Origin of the sequence: Sphingomonas jatrophae, assembly GCF_900113315.1 — a bacterium.
Taxonomy (GTDB): domain Bacteria; phylum Pseudomonadota; class Alphaproteobacteria; order Sphingomonadales; family Sphingomonadaceae; genus Sphingomonas_P; species Sphingomonas_P jatrophae.
In genome coordinates, this window is sequence record NZ_FOZG01000002.1 from 1077276 (window position 1) to 1097260 (window position 19985).

Here is a 19985-nt window from a genome sequence, read left to right on the forward strand (position 1 = left end):
GCGCGTCCGACATCGTGTCGGAAAACGGCCTCTGAGTGTCACCTTTGTCAACTTAAGCGGCGCTTGACCGCGTCATCGCTCCTTCCGAAAAGGCATCCATGTCCATCGACGCCCGCCTGGCCGAGCTCGGCCACACGCTTCCCCAGGCCGCCGCGCCCGTCGCTGCCTATGTCCCCGCGGTCGAGGCGAACGGCCTGCTCCACGTCTCCGGCCAGCTCCCGTTCGAGGACGGCCAGCTGATGACCGGCCGCGCCGGCCAGGATCGTGACGAGGCCTATGCCGCGCGCGCCGCCGAGAAGTGCGGCCTGATGCTGCTCGCCCAGATCAAGGCCGCGCTCGGCTCGCTGGATCGGGTCGAGCGGATCGTGAAGCTCGGCGTGTTCGTCAATTCGGATGCGGGCTTCACCGCGCAGCCGAAGGTGGCGAATGGCGCGTCCGAGCTGATGGTCGCGGTGTTCGGCGATGCCGGCCGCCATGCCCGCAGCGCCGTCGGCGTGCCGGTGCTGCCGCTCGGCGCGGTGGTCGAGGTCGATGCGGTCGTCGCGATCCGCTGACGCCGCCGGGCACTAGCTTGTCCCGCTCCGCCCGCACCGCCTTCCTCCGCCGCCAGCCCTTTGCGCATCGCGGGCTGCACGGCGGCGCGGTGGTGGAGAATAGCCGCACGGCCTTTGCAGCGGCGGTCGCGGCCGGCCACGGCATCGAGTGCGACGTGCAGGCCAGCCGCGACGGCGAGGCCTTCGTCTTCCACGACTGGGATCTCGCCCGCCTGACCGGCGAGAGCGGCCTCGTCGCGGACCGCACCGCGCAGGCGATCGACCGCATCCACCTGACCGGCACCAGCGAGACGATCCCCAGCCTGCATGCGGTGCTGACCGAGATCCTCGGCAAGGTGCCCGTGCTTATCGAGGTGAAGGCGCGTGGTTTGAACGTCGCGCCCCTGTGCGATTCGGTCGCCCGCGCGCTGGAGGGCTATCGCGGCGACGCTGCGGTGATGTCGTTCAACCCCGAGGTCGGCCGCTGGTTCGCCGCGCACGCATCGCACATCCCGCGCGGTCTCGTCGTCACCGAGGAAGGCCGCCGCGGCTGGCGGAGCAACATCGCCCGCAGCCTCGCGCGCCGTCGCGCCCGTGCCGAGTTCCTTGCCTATGACGTGCGCGATCTGCCCAGCCGCTTTGCCGCCCGCATGCGCCGTCGCGGCCTGCCGGTGCTGACGTGGACGGTGCGCGACGCTGCGGCCGAGGCGGTCGCCTTCGCGCATGCGGACGAGATCATCTACGAGCGCGCACGCTCATGAGCGACACGGTCGCCCGGATGGAGCGCGGCGTCGCCGCCTTCCCCGCCGACGAGTGGGACGCCTGCGCAGGGGACACCAACCCCTTCGTCAGCCACGCCTTCCTCTCCGCGCTCGAGGAAAGCGGCAGCGCCACCGGACGGACCGGCTGGCAACCCGTGCCGATCGCCGTTGACGGCGCGGACGGCCGCGCCGCCGCGATCCTGCCGGCCTATGCCAAGAGCCACAGCCAGGGCGAATATGTCTTCGACCATGCCTGGGCGGACGCGCTGGAGCGGGCCGGCGGGCGCTATTACCCTAAGCTCCAGATCGCGGTGCCGTTCAGCCCGGTGCCCGGTCCGCGCCTGCTGCTGCGCGATGCGTCACTCGCCCCCGCTCTGCTGGCGGCAGCGGAGGCGGTGGTCGAGCAGAATGGCCTGTCCTCCGCCCATGCCACCTTCGTCGCGCCCGAACAGGTGCCGTTGTTCGAGGCGGCGGGTTGGCTGATCCGTGCCGACCGCCAGTTCCACTGGGCCAATGACGGCTATCGCGACTTCGACGACTTCCTCGACCGCCTCGCCAGCCGCAAGCGGAAGGCCATTCGCAAGGAGCGCGCGGCGGCGGTCGAAGGGCTGGAGATCGTCCACCTGACGGGTGCCGAGATCGAGGAGCGGCATTGGGACGCCTTCTGGCGCTTCTACCAGGATACGGGCGCGCGGAAGTGGGGCCAGCCCTATCTCACCCGCCGCTTCTTCACGCTGCTGGGCGAGCGGATGGGCGATGCCGTCATCCTGATGCTGGCCCTCCGCGGCGGCAAGCCGATTGCTGGCGCGCTCAATCTGGTCGGCCGCGATACGCTCTACGGCCGCTATTGGGGTGCGACGGAGGAGGTGCCCTTCCTCCATTTCGAGCTCTGTTATTATCAGGCGATCGACGTCGCCATCGCCCGCGGCCTGAAGACGGTGGAGGCGGGCGCGCAAGGCTCGCACAAGCTGGCGCGGGGCTACACGCCGACGCCCACTTGGTCGGCCCACTATATCGCCGATCCCGGCTTCCGCCGCGCGGTCGCGGACTATCTCGTCCGTGAACGCGAGGCGGTGGCCGAGGACATCGAGGTGCTGACCGAGATGGGTCCGTTCAAGCGCGGCGGCTGAGGCCGCCGCGCCCGGGCCTATGGCTTAGCCGCGATCGTCCGTCAGCGGCACGATGCGCACTTCGACACGGCGGTTCTGGCTGCGCCCGTCGGGCGTGTCGTTGCTGGCGATCGGCTGGCTCGCGCCGAAGCCCTGCGTCGCCATCCGCGCCGGCGCCACGCCGCGGGTCGAGAGGTAATCGGCGACCGAGCGGGCACGGTTCTGCGACAGCGGCACGTTGATCGCATCGTTGCCGGTCGAATCCGTGTGGCCGTAGACGTCGATGATCGTTTGCGGATAGTCCGAAAGCGTCGATGCGACCTGATCCAGCGTGCTGCGGAATTCGGGCTTGATCGCATAGCTGTTGGTGTCGAACGTGATGCCGGCGGGGATATCCAGCTTGATCTGGTCGCCCTCGCGAACGACGTTCACGCCCGTGCCTGCCGTCTTGCGGCGCAGCTCCTGCTCCTGCCGGTCCATATATCCGCCGACGGCCGCACCCGCGATCGCGCCGATGCCGGTGCCGACGATCTTCTCCGTCCGGTCGCGCCGCCCACCCAGCACGTCGCCCGCGAGGAAGCCGCCGAGCGCGCCGACGCCCGCGCCGATCGCCGCGCGCGACACGCGCTGCTCGCCCGTTACCGGATCGGTGGTGCAAGCGGCAGTCGTCATCAGGCCGAGCGCCGCGACGGCGGCGGACAGGCTGTGGGTGCGGCGCATCTTTGTGGTCTCCTCGATATTTCGATCCTGCCGCGGCCAACCTGAATCAAGCCGGGTGGTTCCAGCGCAGCGCGAACACGGGCCCGACGACGTAATCAGTTGTCGTGGACATGCTTTCCGTCCAAAGACCGCAGGCAGACCGTGGCTCAGCCTCTTCAACCCTTCCCCTGGATCGATTGCGCGATCATCATCGCGCTGATCGCGCTCAATGGTCTGTTCGCGATGAGCGAGCTGGCGATCGTCTCCGCGCGCAAGGCACGGCTGGAGGCGCGGGCGAAGAACGGCCGGGGCGCCGCCACCGCGATCCAGCTCGCCTCCGATCCCGGCCGCTTCCTGTCGACGGTGCAGATCGGCATCACGCTGATCGGCATCCTGGCGGGCGCCTATTCGGGTGCGAGCCTCGGCGGTCCGGTGGGCGAGCGGCTGATGCTGCTCGGCGTACCGGCGGACAGCGCAGCCGAAGTCGGTTTCGCCCTGGTGATCGTGCTGACCACCTATGTCTCGCTGATCGTCGGCGAACTCGTCCCCAAGCAGATCGCGCTGCGCAATCCCGAGCCGATCGCCATCTACATGGCGTTGCCCATGCTGTGGCTGTCCAAGGTGACCGCACCGGTCGTCTGGGTGCTCGACAAGTCGAGTGCGGCGATCTTCAAGCTCATGCGCCTGTCGCGCGAGGGTGAGTCGCAGGTGACCGCGGAGGAACTGCACTTGATCGTCGCCGAGGCCTCCAATGCCGGCGTGATTGAGGAGAGCGAGCGCGCGATCATCTCCGGCGTGGTCCGCCTCGCCGACCGCCCCGCGCGCGAGGTGATGACGCCCCGCACCGAGATCGAGTGGATCGATTGCGGCTGGGATGCCGACACGCTGCGCCAGAAGCTCGGCGCGATGCCGCACAGCCGAATGCCGGTGGCAAAGGGGTCGGTCGATGACATCGTCGGCGTGGTGCAGGCGCGCGACGTGCTGGCGGCGACGATCGCCGGCCGCCCGCTCGACCTCGAGGCGCTGATGCGCACCGCCCCGGTCATCCCCGACCAGATGGACGCGATGGACGCGCTCCAGGTGCTGCGTGCGGCGGAAGTGCCGATGGCACTGGTGCACGACGAATATGGCCATTTCGACGGCATCGTCACGCCGGCGGATCTGCTCGCGGCAATCGCTGGCGCCTTCGCCTCGGATGCGGACGAGGATGCCGATCCGCCGCTGGTCGAGCGGGCGGATGGCAGCCTGCTGATCTCCGGCTCGCTCGCCGCCGACATGATGGCGGAGCGGCTGCGCGTCACCCTGCCAGAGGATCGCGACTATGCGACTGCTGCGGGCTTCGCGCTATCGGTGCTGCGCCACCTGCCGACGACGGGCGAGACGTTCGAGGCGGAGGGCTGGCGGTTCGAGATCGTCGACATGGACGGGCGCAAGATCGACAAATTGCTCGCAACGCCGCTGGACGCCTGAGCATTAGGCCAAGAGGCGGCGAACGGCGATTGCGCATCGCCCTGCAAAGCCCCACTCTCCCGGCCATGCCCGATGCCCGCCCGCTCGTGCCGCGCCACCGCCTTTCGACGCGGCTGTGGCACTGGCTGAATGCCCTCACCGTCATCATCATGGTGATGAGCGGGCTGATGATCTTCAATGCGCATCCCCGGCTCTATTGGGGCAAGGCGGGCGCGAACAGCGATCCGGCCTGGCTGGAGATCGGCTCCACTGGCAATCGCGGGCTGGTTCGGATCGGTTCGGTCGAGATCCCGACCACGGGCGTGCTCGGCCTGTGGCGCGATGCGAACGGCGTCGAGCGGCGGCGCGCCTTCCCGCACTGGGCGACGATCCCGTCCGGCTACAGCCTGTCGAGCGCGCGGCTGTGGCATCTGTTCTTCGCGTGGGTCCTGATCGTCCCCGGCATCGCCTACCTGCTGTGGAGCGTGATCAACCGCCATCTTCGCCGCGATCTGCTGCCGTCGCGTGCGGAACTGCGGCCATCGGCGATCTGGCACGACGTGCGCCAGCATGCCCGGCTGCGCTTCCCCAAGGGGCAAGCTGCGCTCCGCTACAACATCCTCCAGAAACTGGCCTACTGCGCGGTGCTGTTGCTGATCCTGCCACTACTGGTGCTGACGGGTCTTGCCATGTCGCCCGCCATGGATGCGGGCTGGCCGTGGCTGCTTGATCTGTTCGGCGGGCGGCAGTCGGCCCGCTCGCTTCATTTCATCGCCATGGCCTCGCTGGTCGGCTTCATCCTCGTCCACCTCATCATGGTGGTGCTGGCGGGCCCGTGGAACGAGATCCGCTCGATGATCACCGGTCGCTTCCGCCTGCCGCCCGAAGAAGAAGATCAGGCCACCCACCCCGAGGGCGAAGTAAGGCGGGAGCATCTGCCATGACGATCGGACGCCGCCCGCTGCTCGCCGGGCTCGCCGCACTGCCACTTACGGCGTGCGACCGGCTGGACGGCTCGCCCGCCTTCCGCTCGCTGCTGCGCACGGGTGAGCGGCTGACCCATGATACCCAACGCCTGCTGGTGGATCGCTCTGCGCTCGCCCGCGAATTCGGCGCAGGCGATTTGTCGACCGTGTTCCGCGCCAATGGCAACGTCACCGCAGCCGGCCCCGCTTATGCCGCCCATGTCGCCTCGGGCTTCCGCGACTGGCGGGTGCGGATCGACGGGCTCGTCACCCGGCCGCTCAGCGTGTCGCTGGACGAGATGCGCCGCCTGCCGCGTCGTACGCAGATCACGCGCCATGACTGCGTCGAGGGATGGAGCGCGATCGGCCAGTGGACCGGCGTGCCGCTGCGCATCCTGCTCGACATGGTGGGGGTGCAGAGCGCCGCGCGCTACATCGTCTTCCACTGCGCCGACCGCTTCGGGGCCACGCCATATTATGAGAGCGTCGACATGATCGACGCGCGCCATCCGCAGACCATCCTTGCCTATGCCCTGAACGGCGCGGCGCTACCGGTCGCCAACGGTGCGCCGCTCCGCGTGCGGATCGAGCGGCAGCTCGGGTACAAGTCAGCCAAATATATTGAGCGGATCGAGGCGGTGGCGGATCTTGGGCAGATCGGCCGCGGCAAGGGCGGATATTGGGAAGATGTTGCCGATTACGCCTGGTATGCCGGCATCTGATCTTCCCGGTTGCGCAGGCTGCCTCGCGCGCTAGTCTCCTGTCCCATTGAGGGACTTGATCGATGCGAGTGCGCTTCTGGGGAACGCGGGGCTCGCTGCCGGTGGGCCCCCGCGCGGACAGCACGGCCGACAAGCTGGCGCGCGCGCTGCTCGCCGCTGACGGCCTACGCTTCGCCGATCGGGAGGAGGCACTCGCCTTCGTCGCCACCCTGCCCTTCGCATTGGGCGGTTCCTATGGCGGGGCGACGTCCTGCGTCGAGATCGAAGGGCCGGAGGATGCCTTCCTCGTCTGCGACATGGGCTCGGGTCTGCGTGAATTCGGCCTGGATGCGATGCATCGCATCGCCGCGGGCCATGCGCCCGTCTTTCACATCTTCCTGTCGCACATGCACTGGGATCACATCATGGGATTCCCGTTCTTCGCGCCCGCCTTCGATCCGCGCGCGACGATCGTCATCCATGGCGGCCATCCCGACATGGAGCAGGCGCTGCGTCGGCAGCAGGAAGAAATCAGCTTCCCCGTGCCGTTCGACGCGCTACGCGCCACCATCTCGTTCCAGCCGATGCAGCCCGGACAGGTGCACGAGATTGCAGGTGTGTTCGTTACGCTGGCAGTCCAGGATCACAGTCACGGAAGTTTCGCCTACCGCTTCGAAGCTGGTGGCGCGTCGCTCTGCTACGCCACCGATGGCGAGCACAAGCTCGCCGATCGCGATGGCGCCGCGCGGTTCGGTGCCTTCCTGAAGGACGCCGATCTCGTCATCTTCGACACCATGTATTCGCTGGCCGAGAGTGTCACGCTGAAGGCGGATTGGGGCCACAGCTCCAATATCGTCGCGGTCGAATTGTGTCAGGCGGCAGGCGTCCGCACGCTCGCCATGTTCCACCACGAGCCGACCAGCGATGACGAGGCGATCGCCGCCATGCACCGCGAGACGGTGCGTTACGCCGCCTTTAACGCTGCCGGTCACGCACGCCCGCTCGACGTGATCTGCGCCTTTGACGGGATGGAAGTCTTGCTTTCACCCGAGATCATCGAACAGGATCGTGCGAAATCTCACGGGTCGAAAGGTGAACATTGACTGTAAACTTCCATTGCACATAAGTTACGCTTGCAGTTCGTGCATGATTCCACCATCTGATCAGCCAGTCCGGCCCGGGTCGCTGCGTTGGCCGGCCGAGTAGATAGGAACCCTCATGGCCGATACATCCGACGAAACCCTGCTGACGCTCACCGCGGACATCGTCGCCGCCTACGTCACCAACAATCGCCTGCCCGCGCAGGATGTCGCGCCCGTGATCCAGCAGGTCCACGCCACGCTCGCCGGTCTCGGCAAGCCGGTCGAGGCGCCTGCTGAACAGCAGAAGCCGGCGGTTCCGGTCCGCTCTTCGATCAAGCCGGATCATCTCGTCTCGCTCGAGAGCGGCAAGAAGATGAAGATGCTCAAGCGTTATCTCATGACCAACTATGGCATGACGCCTGAGGATTATCGCAAGAAGTGGGGCCTGCCTTCGGATTACCCGATGGTCGCGCCGAATTATTCGGAGAGCCGAAAGGCGCTGGCCAAGGCGATCGGCCTCGGCCGCAAGCCGCGCGATGCGGACGAGGCCGAGGGTGCCGAGCCGGAGCTCGACATCGCCGAGGCACCCGTCGACGAGACGCCTGCGGAGGCGGCTCCCGCGGAGAAGCCCGCGCCCAAGCGTCGCGGCAAGGCGGCGGCGAAGCCCGCAGCCGTGGAAGAGCCCGCTGCCGAGGCGGAGCCCGCTCCTGCACCGAAGCGTCGCGGCCGCAAGCCCAAGGGCGAGTGACCGGCACCGGCCGCCCGCACCGCGCGGGCGGCCGGACCGCTTTCCCGCTGACCGCGACAGGACGAAGCGCGGCTGCGGCGGGGGGAAGAAAAAAGCACTTTCTCTACCGGTGCAGGGGAGAATAGCCTGCACGCAATGACTCGCCGTCCTTTCCTAGCCGCGCTCACTGCGCTCCTGCTGGCGTCGCCACTCTTCGCCGCCGCTCCGCCGGTCAGCCTGCTCAACGTCTCCTACGATCCCACGCGTGAGTTGTACCGCGCGGTCAACGCCGCCTTTGCGCGGCAATGGGCCCGCACGCATGGCGGCCAAATCGTCACTATCCAGCAGAGCCATGGCGGCTCGGGCAAGCAGGCCCGCGCCATCATCGACGGGCTCGATGCCGATGTTGCGACGCTCGGCCTCGCCTACGACATCGACGAAATCGCCAAGCGCTCCAAACTGCTGCCCGCCACGTGGCAATCCCGTCTGCCGGCAAACAGCGCGCCTTATTGGTCGACGATCGTGCTGTTGGTGCGCAAGGGCAATCCCAAGAACATCCGCGATTGGGATGATCTGGCAAAGCCCGGCGTCGAGGTCATCACGCCCAATCCGAAGACCGGCGGCGGCGCACGCTGGAATTATCTCGCTGCTTGGGGCTATGCGCAGCGCCGCTACGTCACGGCCGCAGCCACGCGCGATTTCATGACGCGGCTGTTCCACAACGTGCCCGTGCTCGACAGCGGTGCGCGCGGCGCCACCACCACCTTCGTCCAGCGCGGACAGGGGGATGTGCTGATCACGTGGGAGAATGAGGCGATCCTCGCCCAGCAGGAGCTGGGCGGCGGCCAGTTCGAGATCGTCGTGCCGTCCGTCTCCGTCCTGGCGGAGCCTTCGGTCGCGCTGATGGACAAGGTAGTCGATCGCAAGGGCACGCGGGCACCCGCGCAGGCCTATCTCGATTTCCTCTACAGCCGCCAGGCGCAGGAACTGATCGCGCGCAATCATTACCGACCCCGCGACCCCGCGGTTGCCCGCCGCTACGCCGCCGATTTCCCGCGACTGGCGCTGTTGCAGGTGGATCGTAATTTCGGCGGCTGGGCGCGTGTGCAGCAGGCCCACTTCTCGAACGGCGGACTGTTCGACCGGATTTATCGAGACGCCAGGCGGTGACTCCCTGAGCGCACCCTGCGGCCCGGTCGCTTCACGGAGCGCCGGGCCGCTTCTTTGTCAGCTGCCAAGAATGCGGCGGTAGAGCGCGAGATAATCGTCCGCCATCCGCTCGACCGAGAAGCGTTCGATTGCATGCGCCCGGCAGGCCGCCCGGTCGATCTCCCCCAACCGCTCGACAGCCGCGATCGCCTCCGCCTCGGTGTTGACGAGAAAGCCGGTCACGCCATCGACGATCAGCTCCGGCATGGATCCGCGCGCATAGGCGATCACCGGCGTGCCGCACGCCATCGCCTCGGCGACGGACAGACCGAACGGCTCGTCGAAATGGATGAGGTGGAGCAGAGCCGCGGCCTGTCCAAGCGTCCGCGCGCGCTCGGCACCGCCGACCGCACCGATGAAGCGCGCATCCGGCCCGAGCAGAGGCTCCACCTCCCGCTCGCTATAGCCGCTGTCCTGCACGATGCCTGCCAGCACGATCTCCCGCCCGGCCGCCCGCGCGACGCGGATCGAGTCCGCGGCCCCCTTGTCGGGATGGATGCGGCCGAAGAACAGCAGTCGTTCCGCGCCCTGAGGCTCGAACGGGAAGTCGTCGATGCGGATGCCGTGATGGATCGTCGCGGCATAATCGAGCGACGGATGCCGATCCGAGTCCGAGATCGCAACATAGTGCACGCGGTGCTCATACGGCTTGTACATCGGCAGGATGCGATCCGAGGAGAAGCCGTGGATCGTCGTCACCATCGGCGTCGGCACCAGATTGGCGAAGGCGTGGGCAGGGAAGTCGGCCTGATTGTGGATCAGGTCGAATTCGCCCGCACGCTCGAACAGATGGGCGAGATGGGCGAACTCCCACACCTTCGCATCGATCGCCGGATCTTCCGAGTAAGGCGCGGGCACCACGCCGGCGAGCGTGCCCGCCGTCTGGCTGTCGAGCGTGGCGAATAGGGTCACGTCGACGCCGCGTGCCACCAGTGCCTCGGTCAGCAGCGAGGTGACGAGTTCCCACGGCCCGTAGGCGCGTGGCGGCGTGCGCCAGCTGATCGGCGCGAGCATGGCGATCTTCAAGCGGACAGCTCCACTATGATTCCTTCATCGGGGCGCAGCATTCCCGGCTCGGGCTCGCCGGCGAGCGTCGAGAGCAGAGGCGTGCCGCTCCAGGCGATGCTCCGGCTCTCGGGGGTGAGATTGAGCAGCACGCGCAGTCGTCGGTCGCCCAGCCGGCGCTCGAACATCAGCACGTCATTTTCAGCGTCCACCGCCGAGATGTCGCCGAGCGACAACGCTCGCTCCTCCCGCCGAAGCGCGAGCAGCCGGCGGTAGAGCGTCAGCATCGAGCACGGATCGTCCGCCTGTGCCGCCACGTTGCGGGTCCGCCAGTCGTCGTGCAGCGGCAGCCACGGCGCCCCCGTGGTGAAGCCGGCCTGCGCGCCCGCATCCCACGCCATCGGCGTCCGCACCGGATCGCGCCCAAGGCCGAGGCCGGGTTCACGCAACTCGCGTGGATCGACCGCCTTGTCTTCGGGGATCGCCACATAGGCCATGCCCAGCTCATCGCCATAATAGAGCGTCGGCGTGCCGCGCAGCGTCAGCAGCAGCATCGCCGCCACGCGTGCCTGTGCCTCGCCGACACGGGCGGCGATCCGCGGGCGGTCGTGATTGCCCAGCACCCAGTTCGGCCACCCGCCGGGCGGCAGCGCCGCCTCATAGTCGCGGATGGCGGCGGCGATGGTGGCCGCGTCCCAGGTCATCCCGATCAGCTGGAAGTTGAAGGGCAGGTGCACGCCCGGGGCTTCCGGTGTGCCGTAATAATGCATCAGCCGGTCGTTCGGCAGATAGATCTCACCGATCAGCAGCCGCGCGCCATAGTCGTCCGCGATGCGCCGCATCTCGGCCGAGATGTCGTGCACTTCGGGCTGGTCGGTGGAATGGAGCTGCAACACCTTGTGCATCTCGCCCATGCCATGCGCGTAACCGGGGTTGACCGGATTGTCGCGGAAGTCGGCCGCCTTGATCATGTGCCACAGCACGTCGATGCGAAATCCGTCGACGCCGCGGTCGAACCAGAAGCGCAGGCCGTCCATCATCGCCGCGCGCAGATCCGGATTGCGCCAGTTGAGGTCCGGCTGCTCCTTCAGGAAGGCATGGCTGTAATATTGCCCGGTCGCCGCGTCATAGTCCCACGCCGGGCCACCGAAATCGCTGATCCAGTTGTTCGGCGGTCCGCCGTCCGGCGCTGGATCGCGCCAGATATACCAGTCGCGCTTCGGATTATCACGGGAGGAGCGGCTTTCGACGAACCATGGGTGCCGGTCCGACGAATGGTTGGGCACGAGATCGAGCAGCAGCTTCAGCCCGCGCGCATGCGCCGCGGCCAGCAGCCGGTCGAACGCCGCCAAATCGCCGAACAGCGGATCGATGCCGGTATAATCAGCCACGTCATAGCCGAAGTCCGCCATGGGCGAGGGGAAGATGGGCGACAGCCACAGCGCATCGACGTCCAGCATCGTCAAATAGTCGAGCCGCGCCTCGATCCCAGCCAGATCGCCGACACCGTCGCCATCCGCATCCTGGAAGGAACGGGGATAGATCTGGTAGATGGTGGCCGCCTCCCACCACGGCCGTTCGCTCATGCGAAGCGTGCCTTGGGAATGCGGGTCAGCCGGCAGGCGAGATCCGCCTCCCCGCTCGCCACAAGCCAGTCGTCGCCCGCATCGACCATGCCGGTCGAGAAGACGACGGAGCTGGGCAAGTAGAGCCGGTCGGCGAAGCGTGCGGTCAGCGCCGGATTCGCCTCCAGCACGGGAACGGTGTCGTCGAGGTGGATCAGCCGCCATGGCTCGGCCGCGTCGAACAGGGCCCAGAAGGTGCGGTAGACGCCCACCGTCTCCTGCGGCGCGACGCCGTGCCACAAGGTCAGCCAGCCCCGGTCCGTCAGCACCGGCGGCGTGCCGCCGCCCACCTTCGCCGCGGTGGCGGTGCCCGCGCGCGGGCGGATGCCCGGCGCCTCGTGCGGCCGCCAGTGCAGCCCGTCGGGCGAGCGGGCGAGGTTGATGGACGGGCCAGGCAGGTGTTCGGAGCCCGGCGGATAGAGGAACCAGCACTCGCCCAAGGGCCGCGTCAGCGCCCAATAGGCGCCGTCCACACGGCCTTCGTAGAGCAGCATGTCCTTGTTCTGATGATCGAGGACGATGCCCTCCAGCCGCCAGTCGAGCCCGTTGCCGCTGACGTGCATCGTCGTCGAATGACGCTCGGCCGAAACCGAGCAGGTCGTCATCCAGTATCGTCCATCGATCCGGCTGATCCGGGCATCCTCGACGCCATAATGCTGGTAATCTGCCACCGGCGCGATCGCGCGGTCGTAATGCACATCGACGATCCGGCGTCCGTCCGCATCCAGTTCGACCGGCAGCAGCCAGGAGAGCGAGGTCAGTCCGAGCACGCGGTGCCGCTTGCCTTTCAGCTCGAACTGGCGCGGGTCGGCCATGTCGATATCGGCGAGCGGCCAGCCATCGAGCACGTAGCCGTCGGCGGTCCAGCGGATCGCACGCGCGAGGCCGGCGACCACCGGCTCACACAGTGCCTCCGCCACGCGCACCATCATCAGCAAATTGCCCGACGGCAGGCGCGTGAAGCCGGGATTGAACGCGCCCAGCACGAACGTGTCCGCGCCCAGCGATCCGCGCAGCGGCGAGCGCGCGAGATCGACATCGTCGGGCGTGAAGACGAGGCGGTCGTCGAGGACGGCCGTGGATCGTTCCGGCATCGTGCGCGCAACGGTGCGCGCCGGGCACGGTTCCGTAAGTCCATGGCTTTACTTGGCTGCGCGTTCACGTCAGGGCCACTGCCGTGAAGCGCGTCCTCAATCCCATCGCCCTCAGCGACCGGCAGTTCAATTGGCTGGTCGTGGCTTTGATGTCCGTCGGCTTCCTCGCGCTGATCGCGGCCGGCGCGGCGGCCGCTTATGTCGTGTCGCGCAACCAGGCGCAGACAGGATGGGTCACGCACACCTACGAGGTGGAGCGCGGCATCTTCGAATATCGCCTGCTGTTCGAGCGGATCGAGACGGCGCGGCGCGGCTATATGCTGACGCAGCAGCCAAGCTTCCTGCAAAGCTATGAAGAGGCGTCGGTCGGCGTGCCGCGCGCGCTGGCGCGGGTGCGCCGGCTGACCGCGGACAATCCCGCGCAGAAACGGCCGGTCGCCCGGCTCGAACAGCTCGATCGCGCGCAGAAGGAACTGGCGGACGAATCGGTCGCGCTGGTCCGCTCGGGTCGGGCGATGGATGCGCTGCGCCGCTTCGGCGTCGATGGCAGCATCGCCATCGTCCGCGAGATGCGGCGCGTCACCGACCGGATGTTCGCCGAGGAGAACCGCCTGCTCGCCCTGCGCGAGGCGGAGCAGGTGCGCACCGGGCGGCTGTTCTACTGGGTGATCGGGGTGGCGGCGCTGCTGCTGCTCGGCGTTGCCGCGCTGTCGCTCGTCGTCATCCGCCGCTACGTGACCGAGCTTGGCCGCAGCCAGGGAGCGCTCCGCCAGCTGAACGAGGGACTGGAGGATGCGGTCAAGACGCGCACCGCCGATCTCCAGCGCGCGAACGAAGAGATTCAGCGTTTCGCCTATATCGTCAGCCACGATCTGCGCTCGCCGCTGGTCAACGTGATGGGCTTCACCGCCGAGTTGAAGGCGGCGACCAAGCCGCTCGCCGCGCTGATCGACCGGGCCGAGGAAGAGGCACCGCACATCGTCGACGAGGAGGCCCGCCTCGCGGCCCGTGAAGACCTGCCGGAGGCGATCGGCTTCATCCGTGCCTCGACGCAGAAGATGGACCGGCTGATCAACGCCATTCTGAAGCTGTCGCGCGAGGGGCGGCGCGTCATCACGCCGGAACGGCTCGACATGGCCGCGCTGATCGAAGGGATTCGCGGGTCGCTCGCCCACCGGCTCGATGCGGCCGGTGCCGAGGTGCGGGTCGATATGCCGCTGCCGGCGATCGTCAGCGATCGCGTGGCCATCGAGCAGGTCTTCTCCAACCTCATCGAGAATGCGGTCAAATATGCCGCGCCCGGCCGCCCCGGCGTTGTCGAGGTGCGCGGCCGTCGCGAAGGGCCGCGACTGATCTATGAGGTTGCGGATAATGGCCGCGGAATCGATCCAAAGGATCATGAGCGCGTGTTCGACCTGTTCCGCCGGTCGGGCGTACAGGATCAGCCGGGCGAAGGCATCGGCTTGGCGCATGTCCGTGCGCTGGTCTATCGGCTCGGCGGCACGATCGGTGTCGAATCGCAACTGGGTTCGGGCGCGACCTTCCGGGTCGTGCTGCCGGCAATTCTCGTGAAGGAAGGTGAGCGGCAGTCATGAACGGACAGCAGAGCGTCAACATCGTCATGGTCGAGGACGATGAGGGCCATGCCCGCCTGATCGAGAAGAACATCCGCCGCGCGGGAATCTCGAACGCCATCCGTCATTTCACGGACGGCACCAGCGCGCTGGATTACCTCTTCCACCATCCCGAAGGGCCGGCGGCGAACGGCCCGGCGCTCGTCCTGCTCGATCTCAACCTGCCCGACATGAGCGGGACGGACATTCTCGTCCGCCTCAAGGAAGATACCAGCCCTCTTCGCCGCACCCCCGTGGTCGTCCTCACGACCACCGACGACAAGGTGGAAATCCAGCGCTGCTACGATCTCGGCTGCAACGTCTACATCACCAAGCCGGTCGATTATGAGAGCTTCGCCCAGGCCATCCGCCAGCTCGGCCTGTTCCTGTCCGTGATCCAGGTGCCCGATCCCGAGGAATGAGCGACCGTCCCCGCCACATCCTCTACATCGACGACGATGACGGTCTGCGGCGGCTGACCGCGCGCGCCCTCGCACGCCGCGGCTTCGAGGTGACGACGGCCGGCAGCGGCCCCGAGGGGGTCGCGCTCGCGCAGCAGGGCCGCTTCGATCTGATCGCGATCGATCACTACATGCCCGGCATGGACGGCCTCGCCACCTTGGCCGAGCTTCAGGCGCTGCCCGATCTGCCGCCCGTCGTCTACGTCACCGGTTCGGAGGAAAGCCGGATCGCCGTCGCCGCGCTGAAGGCGGGCGCCACCGAATATGTCGTGAAGTCGATCGGCGACGATTTCTTCGACCTGCTCGCCGCTGCGTTCGAGGGCGCATCCGAGCAGGTCGGACTGCGCCGTGCCAAGGAAGAGGCGGAGGATGCACTGCGCGCCTCCAACGCGCGGCTGGAAGCGCTGCTGCGCGAGGTCAATCACCGCGTCGCCAACTCGCTCCAGCTCGTCACCGCCTTTGTTCAGATGCAGGCGCGCGAGCTCGACGATCCCGCCGCGCGCGCCGCGCTCGAGGATACGCAGAGCCGCATCACGGCGATCGCGCAGGTTCACCGCCGCCTCTACACCTCCGACGATGTCGAGACGGTGGAGATGGGCGACTATCTCGGCGCGCTGCTGAAGGAGCTCGAGGACACCTGGTCCACCCCCGCCGCCCGCCGCACGCTGCGGCTGGACGCTGAGCCGATCCGCCTCAAGACGGACCGTGCCGTCTCGGTCGGCGTGATCGTCAACGAGCTTGTCTCCAACGCCTGCAAATATGCCTATCAGACATCGTGCGACGGCGAGATCCGCGTGCAGCTGCGTCAGCAGCCCGACGACAGCTTCCTCCTCGCGGTCGAGGATGATGGCTGCGGCATGCCGGTGGCGGGCGCACCGCGCGGCACCGGGCTCGGCACCAAGCTGATCCGCGCCATGGCCGCCAGCCTCGGCACCGCAGTCGAGTTCGACCTCGCCCATCGCGGCGTCCGCGCGACCCTGCAGGCGGCGTGCTAAGCCGGGTACGCGGGGCTCTCCTCGGCTTCGCGCTGGCAGCGGGGCTGGCGCTGATCCTGCTCAAGGTCGGCGCGCTGCTCGATTCGGGTTGGGGCGGCGCTTGGGACAAGACGATCCTGTCGGCGCTTTACGGCGCGCTGCCGCCGGCGAGGGTGCGCGCGGTGACCGCGCTCGGCTCGGGTGTGGTGCTGACGCTCGTCGTCGCGATTGCCGCCGGCGCGATGGCGGTGGCGGGGCGCTGGCGCCAGGCCCTCCTGCTAGTCGCCGCCGCCCTCAGCGGCTCGCTCGCCGTCGATCTGCTGAAGCATGCGGTGGCGCGCCTCCGCCCGGCCTTGTTCGAGCATCTGGAGCAGGTCGGCTCGGCCAGCTTCCCCAGCGCCCATGCCGCCAACTCGGCCATCGTCTATCTCTCGCTCGCCGCCGCCGTCGCCGCGCTCGGCGCGCGTCCGCCGCTTGCCCGCTTCGCGCTCGTCACCGGCATCGCGCTCACGCTGGCGATCGGGGCGAGCCGCATCGTGCTCGGCGTCCACTGGCCGTCCGACGTGCTCGCCGGCTGGCTGTTCGGGGCGACATGGGCCTTTGCCTGGGCGCGACTGGCGCGACGCGCCTGATTTGCTACAGGGCAGCCCAAGTTTCCAGGCCGGGGAGGGCCGCATGACCACCATCATCAAGCCGGAGCATCTGATCGACAGCGTGGCCGATGCGCTGCAATATATCAGCTACTTCCACCCCATGGACTATATCCGCGCGCTCGGCGCCGCTTACGAGGCGGAACAGGGCCCGGCTGCCAAGGACGCCATCGCCCAGATCCTGACCAACAGCCGCATGTGCGCGGAGGGGCATCGCCCGATCTGCCAGGATACGGGCATCGTCACCGTGTTCGTGAAGTGGGGCCAGGATTGCCGGCTGGAAGGCGACCGCTCGCTCCAGCAGGTCGTCGATGAGGGCGTGCGCCGCGCCTACCTTCACCCCGAAAACCGCCTGCGCGCCTCGATCCTCGCCGATCCCGCCTTCGCCCGCACCAACACCAAGGACAACACGCCGAGCGTGCTGCACGTCGAGATGGTGCCCGGCCACCATGTCGACGTGACCGTCGCGGCCAAGGGCGGTGGCAGCGAGAACAAGTCCAAGTTCAAGATGCTGAACCCCAGCGATTCGATCGTCGACTGGGTGCTGGAGATGGTGCCGCAAATGGGTGCCGGCTGGTGCCCCCCGGGCATGCTCGGCATCGGCATCGGCGGCACTGCGGAGAAGGCGGTGCTGCTCGCCAAGGAGTCGCTGATGGGCGACATCGACATGGCGCAGCTCAAGGCCCGCGGACCCTCCAACAAGATCGAGGAGATGCGGATCGAGATCTTCGACAAGGTCAATGCGCTCGGCATCGGCGCGCAAGGCCTGGGCGGCCTCGCCACCATCCTCGACGTCAAGATCATGGACTGGCCGACGCACGCCGCGTCCAAGCCCGTCGCGATGATCCCGAACTGCGCCGCCACGCGCCACGCCCACTTCCACCTCGACGGCACCGGCCCCGCTTACCTTGAGCCGCCGAGCCTCGAGGAATGGCCGAAGGTCGAGTGGACGCCATCCAAGGAGTCGATCCGCGTCGATCTCGATACGCTGACGCCCGAGATCGTCGCCTCGTGGAAACCGGGCGACCGGCTGCTCCTGAACGGCAAGATGCTCACCGGCCGCGATGCGGCGCACAAGCGCATCGCCGACATGAAGGCCAGGGGTGAGCCGCTGCCCGTCGAGTTTGCCGGCCGCGTCATCTATTATGTCGGCCCGGTCGATCCGGTCGCGGGCGAGGTGGTCGGCCCCGCCGGCCCCACCACCGCGACGCGGATGGACAAGTTCACCGACATGATGCTCGACACCGGCCTTCTCGCCATGGTCGGCAAGGCCGAGCGCGGGCCGGCGGCGATCGAGAGCATCAAGCGGCACGGCTCGGCTTACCTGATGGCGGTCGGTGGCGCGGCCTATCTGGTCGCCCGCGCGATCAAGGCATCGAAGGTGGTCGGCTTCGAGGATCTCGGCATGGAGGCGATCTACGAGTTCGAGGTGCGCGACATGCCCGTCACCGTCGCGGTCGACGCCACCGGCACCTCGGTCCACCACACCGCCCCGCTCGTCTGGCGCGACAAGATCGCGCGGGAGCGCCTGCTCGAACAGGCGTGAGGCCGCGCTGCTGATCCACCTGCCCGTTGTCGAGAACCGTATCGCCCAGTTCGCGGCGCGGTTCGAACGGCACGGGACAGGCTGGGTCTACTACCGCGATGGTGCAAGCGGCGGCGTGCCGGTCAGCGATGCGGAGCACGCATCGCTCCTCGCCGACAATGAACGCCTGCTGCGCGGGACGGAGCGCGTCATGCGCTGGTGGCTGGTTGTCGCGGTGATTGCGGGTGCCGCTTGGGCGATCTGGACGGACGACGATCCGGGTCGGCACCCCTGGGCCTATGGCCTCTTGTTCGTCGCACCCATGCCGTGGGTGGCGCTCACCTTCCGCCGGGCGGATCGACTCGCCGACGAACTCGCAGGCCGCAGGGTCGCGATCGCCGCACCGCAGGGAGCCGACCGCGCGGCGCTCAGCCGGATGGCGGCGCTGCCGTGGAGCATCGGCGCGATGCTGGTGCTGGTCTGCGCTCTCCTCGCAGTGCAGAGCCGCCCGTGGGAGACGACGCAGCAGCGCCTGTGGCTGGCAGAGGCGGTGGCCGGCGGCGGCTTTGGCCTGTGGCTGCTCTGGCTCAAGCGCCGCCGCTGAGCGTCACCGCGCCAGCCGTTCCTCGCTGAGCGAATAGGCCGAGCGCCGCCCCGTCTCCCCGTCCGGCACCGCCGTCACGAAGTAAGCGACGCCGCGCCCCCTCGCCCGGTTGATCCACAGGCCGGAGCGCAGGCCATAGGCATCGCCGCTATGCCCCACCCGCGGCACGCCGTCGCCGAACAGGTCGTCGCGGCAGCCGGCTCGGCGCGAGGGCAGCCGCTGTACCGCCAGGCCATAGCCGCAGATCGTGCCGGGCGTGCTTTCCCCCGTCACGCCGTTGCCGCCGTCATAGGCCCAGCGCTCCGCCAGCAGCGCCTCGACCGAAGCCGGCGTCAGCAGCCGTACCCCGTCCACCGCGCCGCCGCCCAGCAACAGCCGGCCGATCGTCGCCAGATCGCGCGCACTGATCCTGAGGCCGCCCTGCGGCGAGAACAACGCGCCATTCTCACCCGCCCGCCACGTCGCCAGATCGCACGAGCCATCCGCCGCCGGCACCACCGGGCAATCCGGCCGTCGCCCATGCAGATCGTCACGCAGCGGCTTGCCCGCGCGATCGTCCAGCTCCACCGCCCGCGCCACGGCCGCGTCGCCGCAGGTCGGCCAGTTGAAGCAGGCATCGAGCTTCAGCGGCGCCAGCACCAGCCGCTGCATCAGCCGGTCGAAACGCTCGCCCGTCGCCCGCTCCATCACGCTGGCGACGACGGGGAAGTTCAGGTTGGCGTAGCGGAAGAAGTCGCCGGGGCCGTGCGCCGCATCCCACGCGCGGGGGTCGCGCACCCGTGATGCCAGCGTCTCGCCCAGCGGCACCGCATAATCCACCGCATCGGTCAGCCCGGCGCGGTGCGACAGCAGCAGGCGGAGCGTGACGGGCCGGTCCGGGAAGTTTGGGTGACGCAGCGGCCAGCCGAGCATGCCCGACACATCCGCATCAAGGTCTAGCCTGCCCGCCTCCACCAGCCGCATCACGCCGATCGCGACAACCAGCTTGGAAATGGACGCGATCCGCACCGGATCGTCCGCCGTCACCTGCCGCCGCGCAGACCGGTCGGCATAGCCGCTCGCCCGCACCTCGGTCACTCCCGCGGCGTCGAACGCCACCCGCACGCGCGCGCCCGGCGCCCCACAGGCGGCGAGCAGCAGGGTCAGTCCAAGGACGGTGACGCGCATCATATCGCACGATACTGCCATGCCCCACGCGC

The 19985-nt window shown here is 68.3% G+C and carries 20 protein-coding genes; 15 read left to right on the top strand and 5 right to left on the bottom strand.

All coding sequences use genetic code 11. The features are described 5' to 3' along the window. Positions 1–98 precede the first annotated feature (98 nt). The 3 genes from BM360_RS14505 to BM360_RS14515 are packed head-to-tail and all read left to right on the top strand — an operon-like array spanning position 99 to position 2424. The gene (locus BM360_RS14505) at positions 99–554 is read left to right on the top strand and encodes a RidA family protein (protein ID WP_093315743.1); all 456 of its coding nucleotides are present in this window, start codon (positions 99–101) and stop codon (positions 552–554) included. 17 nt (positions 555–571) lie between these two features. After that, positions 572–1294, top strand: a complete 723-nt coding sequence (locus BM360_RS14510) for a glycerophosphodiester phosphodiesterase family protein (RefSeq protein WP_093315744.1) — start codon at positions 572–574, stop codon at positions 1292–1294. Further along, positions 1291–2424 (top strand): GNAT family N-acetyltransferase, encoded by a 1134-nt coding sequence (locus BM360_RS14515; protein WP_093315745.1) that lies wholly within the window; start codon positions 1291–1293, stop codon positions 2422–2424. The genes BM360_RS14510 and BM360_RS14515 overlap by 4 nt, the downstream gene beginning before the upstream one ends. Before the next feature lie 24 nt (positions 2425–2448). On the opposite strand, the gene BM360_RS14520 is transcribed toward BM360_RS14515, so the two are convergent. Further along, the gene (locus BM360_RS14520; RefSeq protein ID WP_093315746.1) at positions 2449–3123 is read right to left on the bottom strand and encodes a YiaD family glycine zipper/OmpA-like lipoprotein; all 675 of its coding nucleotides are present in this window, start codon (positions 3121–3123) and stop codon (positions 2449–2451) included. 141 nt (positions 3124–3264) lie between these two features. Between BM360_RS14520 and BM360_RS14525 the strand changes: the two genes are divergently transcribed. The 6 genes from BM360_RS14525 (at position 3265) to BM360_RS14550 (ending at position 9196) form a co-directional block, all read left to right on the top strand. Continuing rightward, on the top strand, positions 3265–4572 hold the full coding sequence (locus BM360_RS14525) for a hemolysin family protein (RefSeq protein WP_242653490.1): 1308 nt from the start codon (positions 3265–3267) through the stop codon (positions 4570–4572). 65 nt (positions 4573–4637) lie between these two features. Beyond that, positions 4638–5495, top strand: a complete 858-nt coding sequence (locus BM360_RS14530) for a cytochrome b/b6 domain-containing protein (protein WP_093315747.1) — start codon at positions 4638–4640, stop codon at positions 5493–5495. Further along, positions 5492–6238, top strand: coding sequence for a molybdopterin-dependent oxidoreductase (locus tag BM360_RS14535; RefSeq protein WP_093315748.1), 747 nt, complete (start codon positions 5492–5494; stop codon positions 6236–6238). The genes BM360_RS14530 and BM360_RS14535 overlap by 4 nt, the downstream gene beginning before the upstream one ends. Before the next feature lie 62 nt (positions 6239–6300). Continuing rightward, positions 6301–7320: an MBL fold metallo-hydrolase gene (locus BM360_RS14540; RefSeq protein WP_093315749.1), complete on the top strand. Its 1020-nt coding sequence runs from the start codon at positions 6301–6303 to the stop codon at positions 7318–7320. 115 nt (positions 7321–7435) lie between these two features. Then, positions 7436–8047, top strand: a complete 612-nt coding sequence (locus tag BM360_RS14545; RefSeq protein ID WP_093315750.1) for a Ros/MucR family transcriptional regulator — start codon at positions 7436–7438, stop codon at positions 8045–8047. A 135-nt stretch (positions 8048–8182) separates the two neighbouring features. Next, positions 8183–9196 (top strand): sulfate ABC transporter substrate-binding protein, encoded by a 1014-nt coding sequence (locus BM360_RS14550; protein ID WP_093315751.1) that lies wholly within the window; start codon positions 8183–8185, stop codon positions 9194–9196. 57 nt (positions 9197–9253) lie between these two features. Here BM360_RS14550 and BM360_RS14555 read toward each other — a convergent pair whose 3' ends face one another. Genes BM360_RS14555 through BM360_RS14565 form a run of 3 tightly spaced genes read right to left on the bottom strand, consistent with a single transcriptional unit; the run spans position 9254 to position 12959 of the window. Continuing rightward, positions 9254–10261, bottom strand: a complete 1008-nt coding sequence (locus tag BM360_RS14555; protein WP_093315752.1) for a glycosyltransferase family 4 protein — start codon at positions 10259–10261, stop codon at positions 9254–9256. Continuing rightward, on the bottom strand, positions 10258–11826 hold the full coding sequence (locus BM360_RS14560; RefSeq protein WP_093315753.1) for an alpha-amylase family glycosyl hydrolase: 1569 nt from the start codon (positions 11824–11826) through the stop codon (positions 10258–10260). Before BM360_RS14560 ends, BM360_RS14555 begins: the two co-directional genes overlap by 4 nt. Beyond that, positions 11823–12959 (bottom strand): glycoside hydrolase family 130 protein, encoded by a 1137-nt coding sequence (locus tag BM360_RS14565; protein WP_093315754.1) that lies wholly within the window; start codon positions 12957–12959, stop codon positions 11823–11825. Before BM360_RS14565 ends, BM360_RS14560 begins: the two co-directional genes overlap by 4 nt. An 83-nt stretch (positions 12960–13042) precedes the next feature. Here BM360_RS14565 and BM360_RS14570 point away from each other — a divergent pair, with 83 nt between their 5' ends. From BM360_RS14570 to BM360_RS14595, 6 genes are all read left to right on the top strand, one after another. Beyond that, on the top strand, positions 13043–14554 hold the full coding sequence (locus tag BM360_RS14570; protein WP_341350600.1) for a sensor histidine kinase: 1512 nt from the start codon (positions 13043–13045) through the stop codon (positions 14552–14554). After that, positions 14551–14994: a response regulator gene (locus BM360_RS14575; RefSeq protein WP_093315755.1), complete on the top strand. Its 444-nt coding sequence runs from the start codon at positions 14551–14553 to the stop codon at positions 14992–14994. Before BM360_RS14570 ends, BM360_RS14575 begins: the two co-directional genes overlap by 4 nt. Further along, positions 14991–16028: a sensor histidine kinase gene (locus tag BM360_RS14580; protein ID WP_093315756.1), complete on the top strand. Its 1038-nt coding sequence runs from the start codon at positions 14991–14993 to the stop codon at positions 16026–16028. Before BM360_RS14575 ends, BM360_RS14580 begins: the two co-directional genes overlap by 4 nt. After that, positions 16022–16639 (top strand): phosphatase PAP2 family protein, encoded by a 618-nt coding sequence (locus BM360_RS19800; RefSeq protein WP_207544603.1) that lies wholly within the window; start codon positions 16022–16024, stop codon positions 16637–16639. Before BM360_RS14580 ends, BM360_RS19800 begins: the two co-directional genes overlap by 7 nt. A 43-nt stretch (positions 16640–16682) precedes the next feature. Further along, the gene (locus tag BM360_RS14590) at positions 16683–18203 is read left to right on the top strand and encodes a fumarate hydratase (protein WP_093315757.1); all 1521 of its coding nucleotides are present in this window, start codon (positions 16683–16685) and stop codon (positions 18201–18203) included. Positions 18204–18318: 115 nt separating this feature from the next. Further along, complete coding sequence (locus tag BM360_RS14595) at positions 18319–18786, top strand: hypothetical protein (protein ID WP_093315758.1); 468 nt, start codon at positions 18319–18321, stop codon at positions 18784–18786. A gap of 3 nt (positions 18787–18789) precedes the next feature. Here the strand turns inward: BM360_RS14595 and BM360_RS14600 are convergent, their stop codons facing one another. Continuing rightward, positions 18790–19956, bottom strand: a complete 1167-nt coding sequence (locus BM360_RS14600) for a serine hydrolase domain-containing protein (RefSeq protein ID WP_093315759.1) — start codon at positions 19954–19956, stop codon at positions 18790–18792. Between the last annotated feature and the right edge of the window lie 29 nt (positions 19957–19985).

Coding starts and splice junctions, on each gene's coding strand:
- BM360_RS14505 (WP_093315743.1), top strand. CDS start 99: ATGTCCATCGACGCCCGCCTGGCCGAGCTCGGCCACACGCTTCCCCAG.
- BM360_RS14515 (WP_093315745.1), top strand. CDS start 1,291: ATGAGCGACACGGTCGCCCGGATGGAGCGCGGCGTCGCCGCCTTCCCC.
- BM360_RS14520 (WP_093315746.1), bottom strand. CDS start 3,123: ATGCGCCGCACCCACAGCCTGTCCGCCGCCGTCGCGGCGCTCGGCCTG.
- BM360_RS14530 (WP_093315747.1), top strand. CDS start 4,638: ATGCCCGATGCCCGCCCGCTCGTGCCGCGCCACCGCCTTTCGACGCGG.
- BM360_RS14535 (WP_093315748.1), top strand. CDS start 5,492: ATGACGATCGGACGCCGCCCGCTGCTCGCCGGGCTCGCCGCACTGCCA.
- BM360_RS14540 (WP_093315749.1), top strand. CDS start 6,301: ATGCGAGTGCGCTTCTGGGGAACGCGGGGCTCGCTGCCGGTGGGCCCC.
- BM360_RS14545 (WP_093315750.1), top strand. CDS start 7,436: ATGGCCGATACATCCGACGAAACCCTGCTGACGCTCACCGCGGACATC.
- BM360_RS14550 (WP_093315751.1), top strand. CDS start 8,183: ATGACTCGCCGTCCTTTCCTAGCCGCGCTCACTGCGCTCCTGCTGGCG.
- BM360_RS14560 (WP_093315753.1), bottom strand. CDS start 11,826: ATGAGCGAACGGCCGTGGTGGGAGGCGGCCACCATCTACCAGATCTAT.
- BM360_RS14565 (WP_093315754.1), bottom strand. CDS start 12,959: ATGCCGGAACGATCCACGGCCGTCCTCGACGACCGCCTCGTCTTCACG.
- BM360_RS14575 (WP_093315755.1), top strand. CDS start 14,551: ATGAACGGACAGCAGAGCGTCAACATCGTCATGGTCGAGGACGATGAG.
- BM360_RS14580 (WP_093315756.1), top strand. CDS start 14,991: ATGAGCGACCGTCCCCGCCACATCCTCTACATCGACGACGATGACGGT.
- BM360_RS14590 (WP_093315757.1), top strand. CDS start 16,683: ATGACCACCATCATCAAGCCGGAGCATCTGATCGACAGCGTGGCCGAT.
- BM360_RS14600 (WP_093315759.1), bottom strand. CDS start 19,956: ATGATGCGCGTCACCGTCCTTGGACTGACCCTGCTGCTCGCCGCCTGT.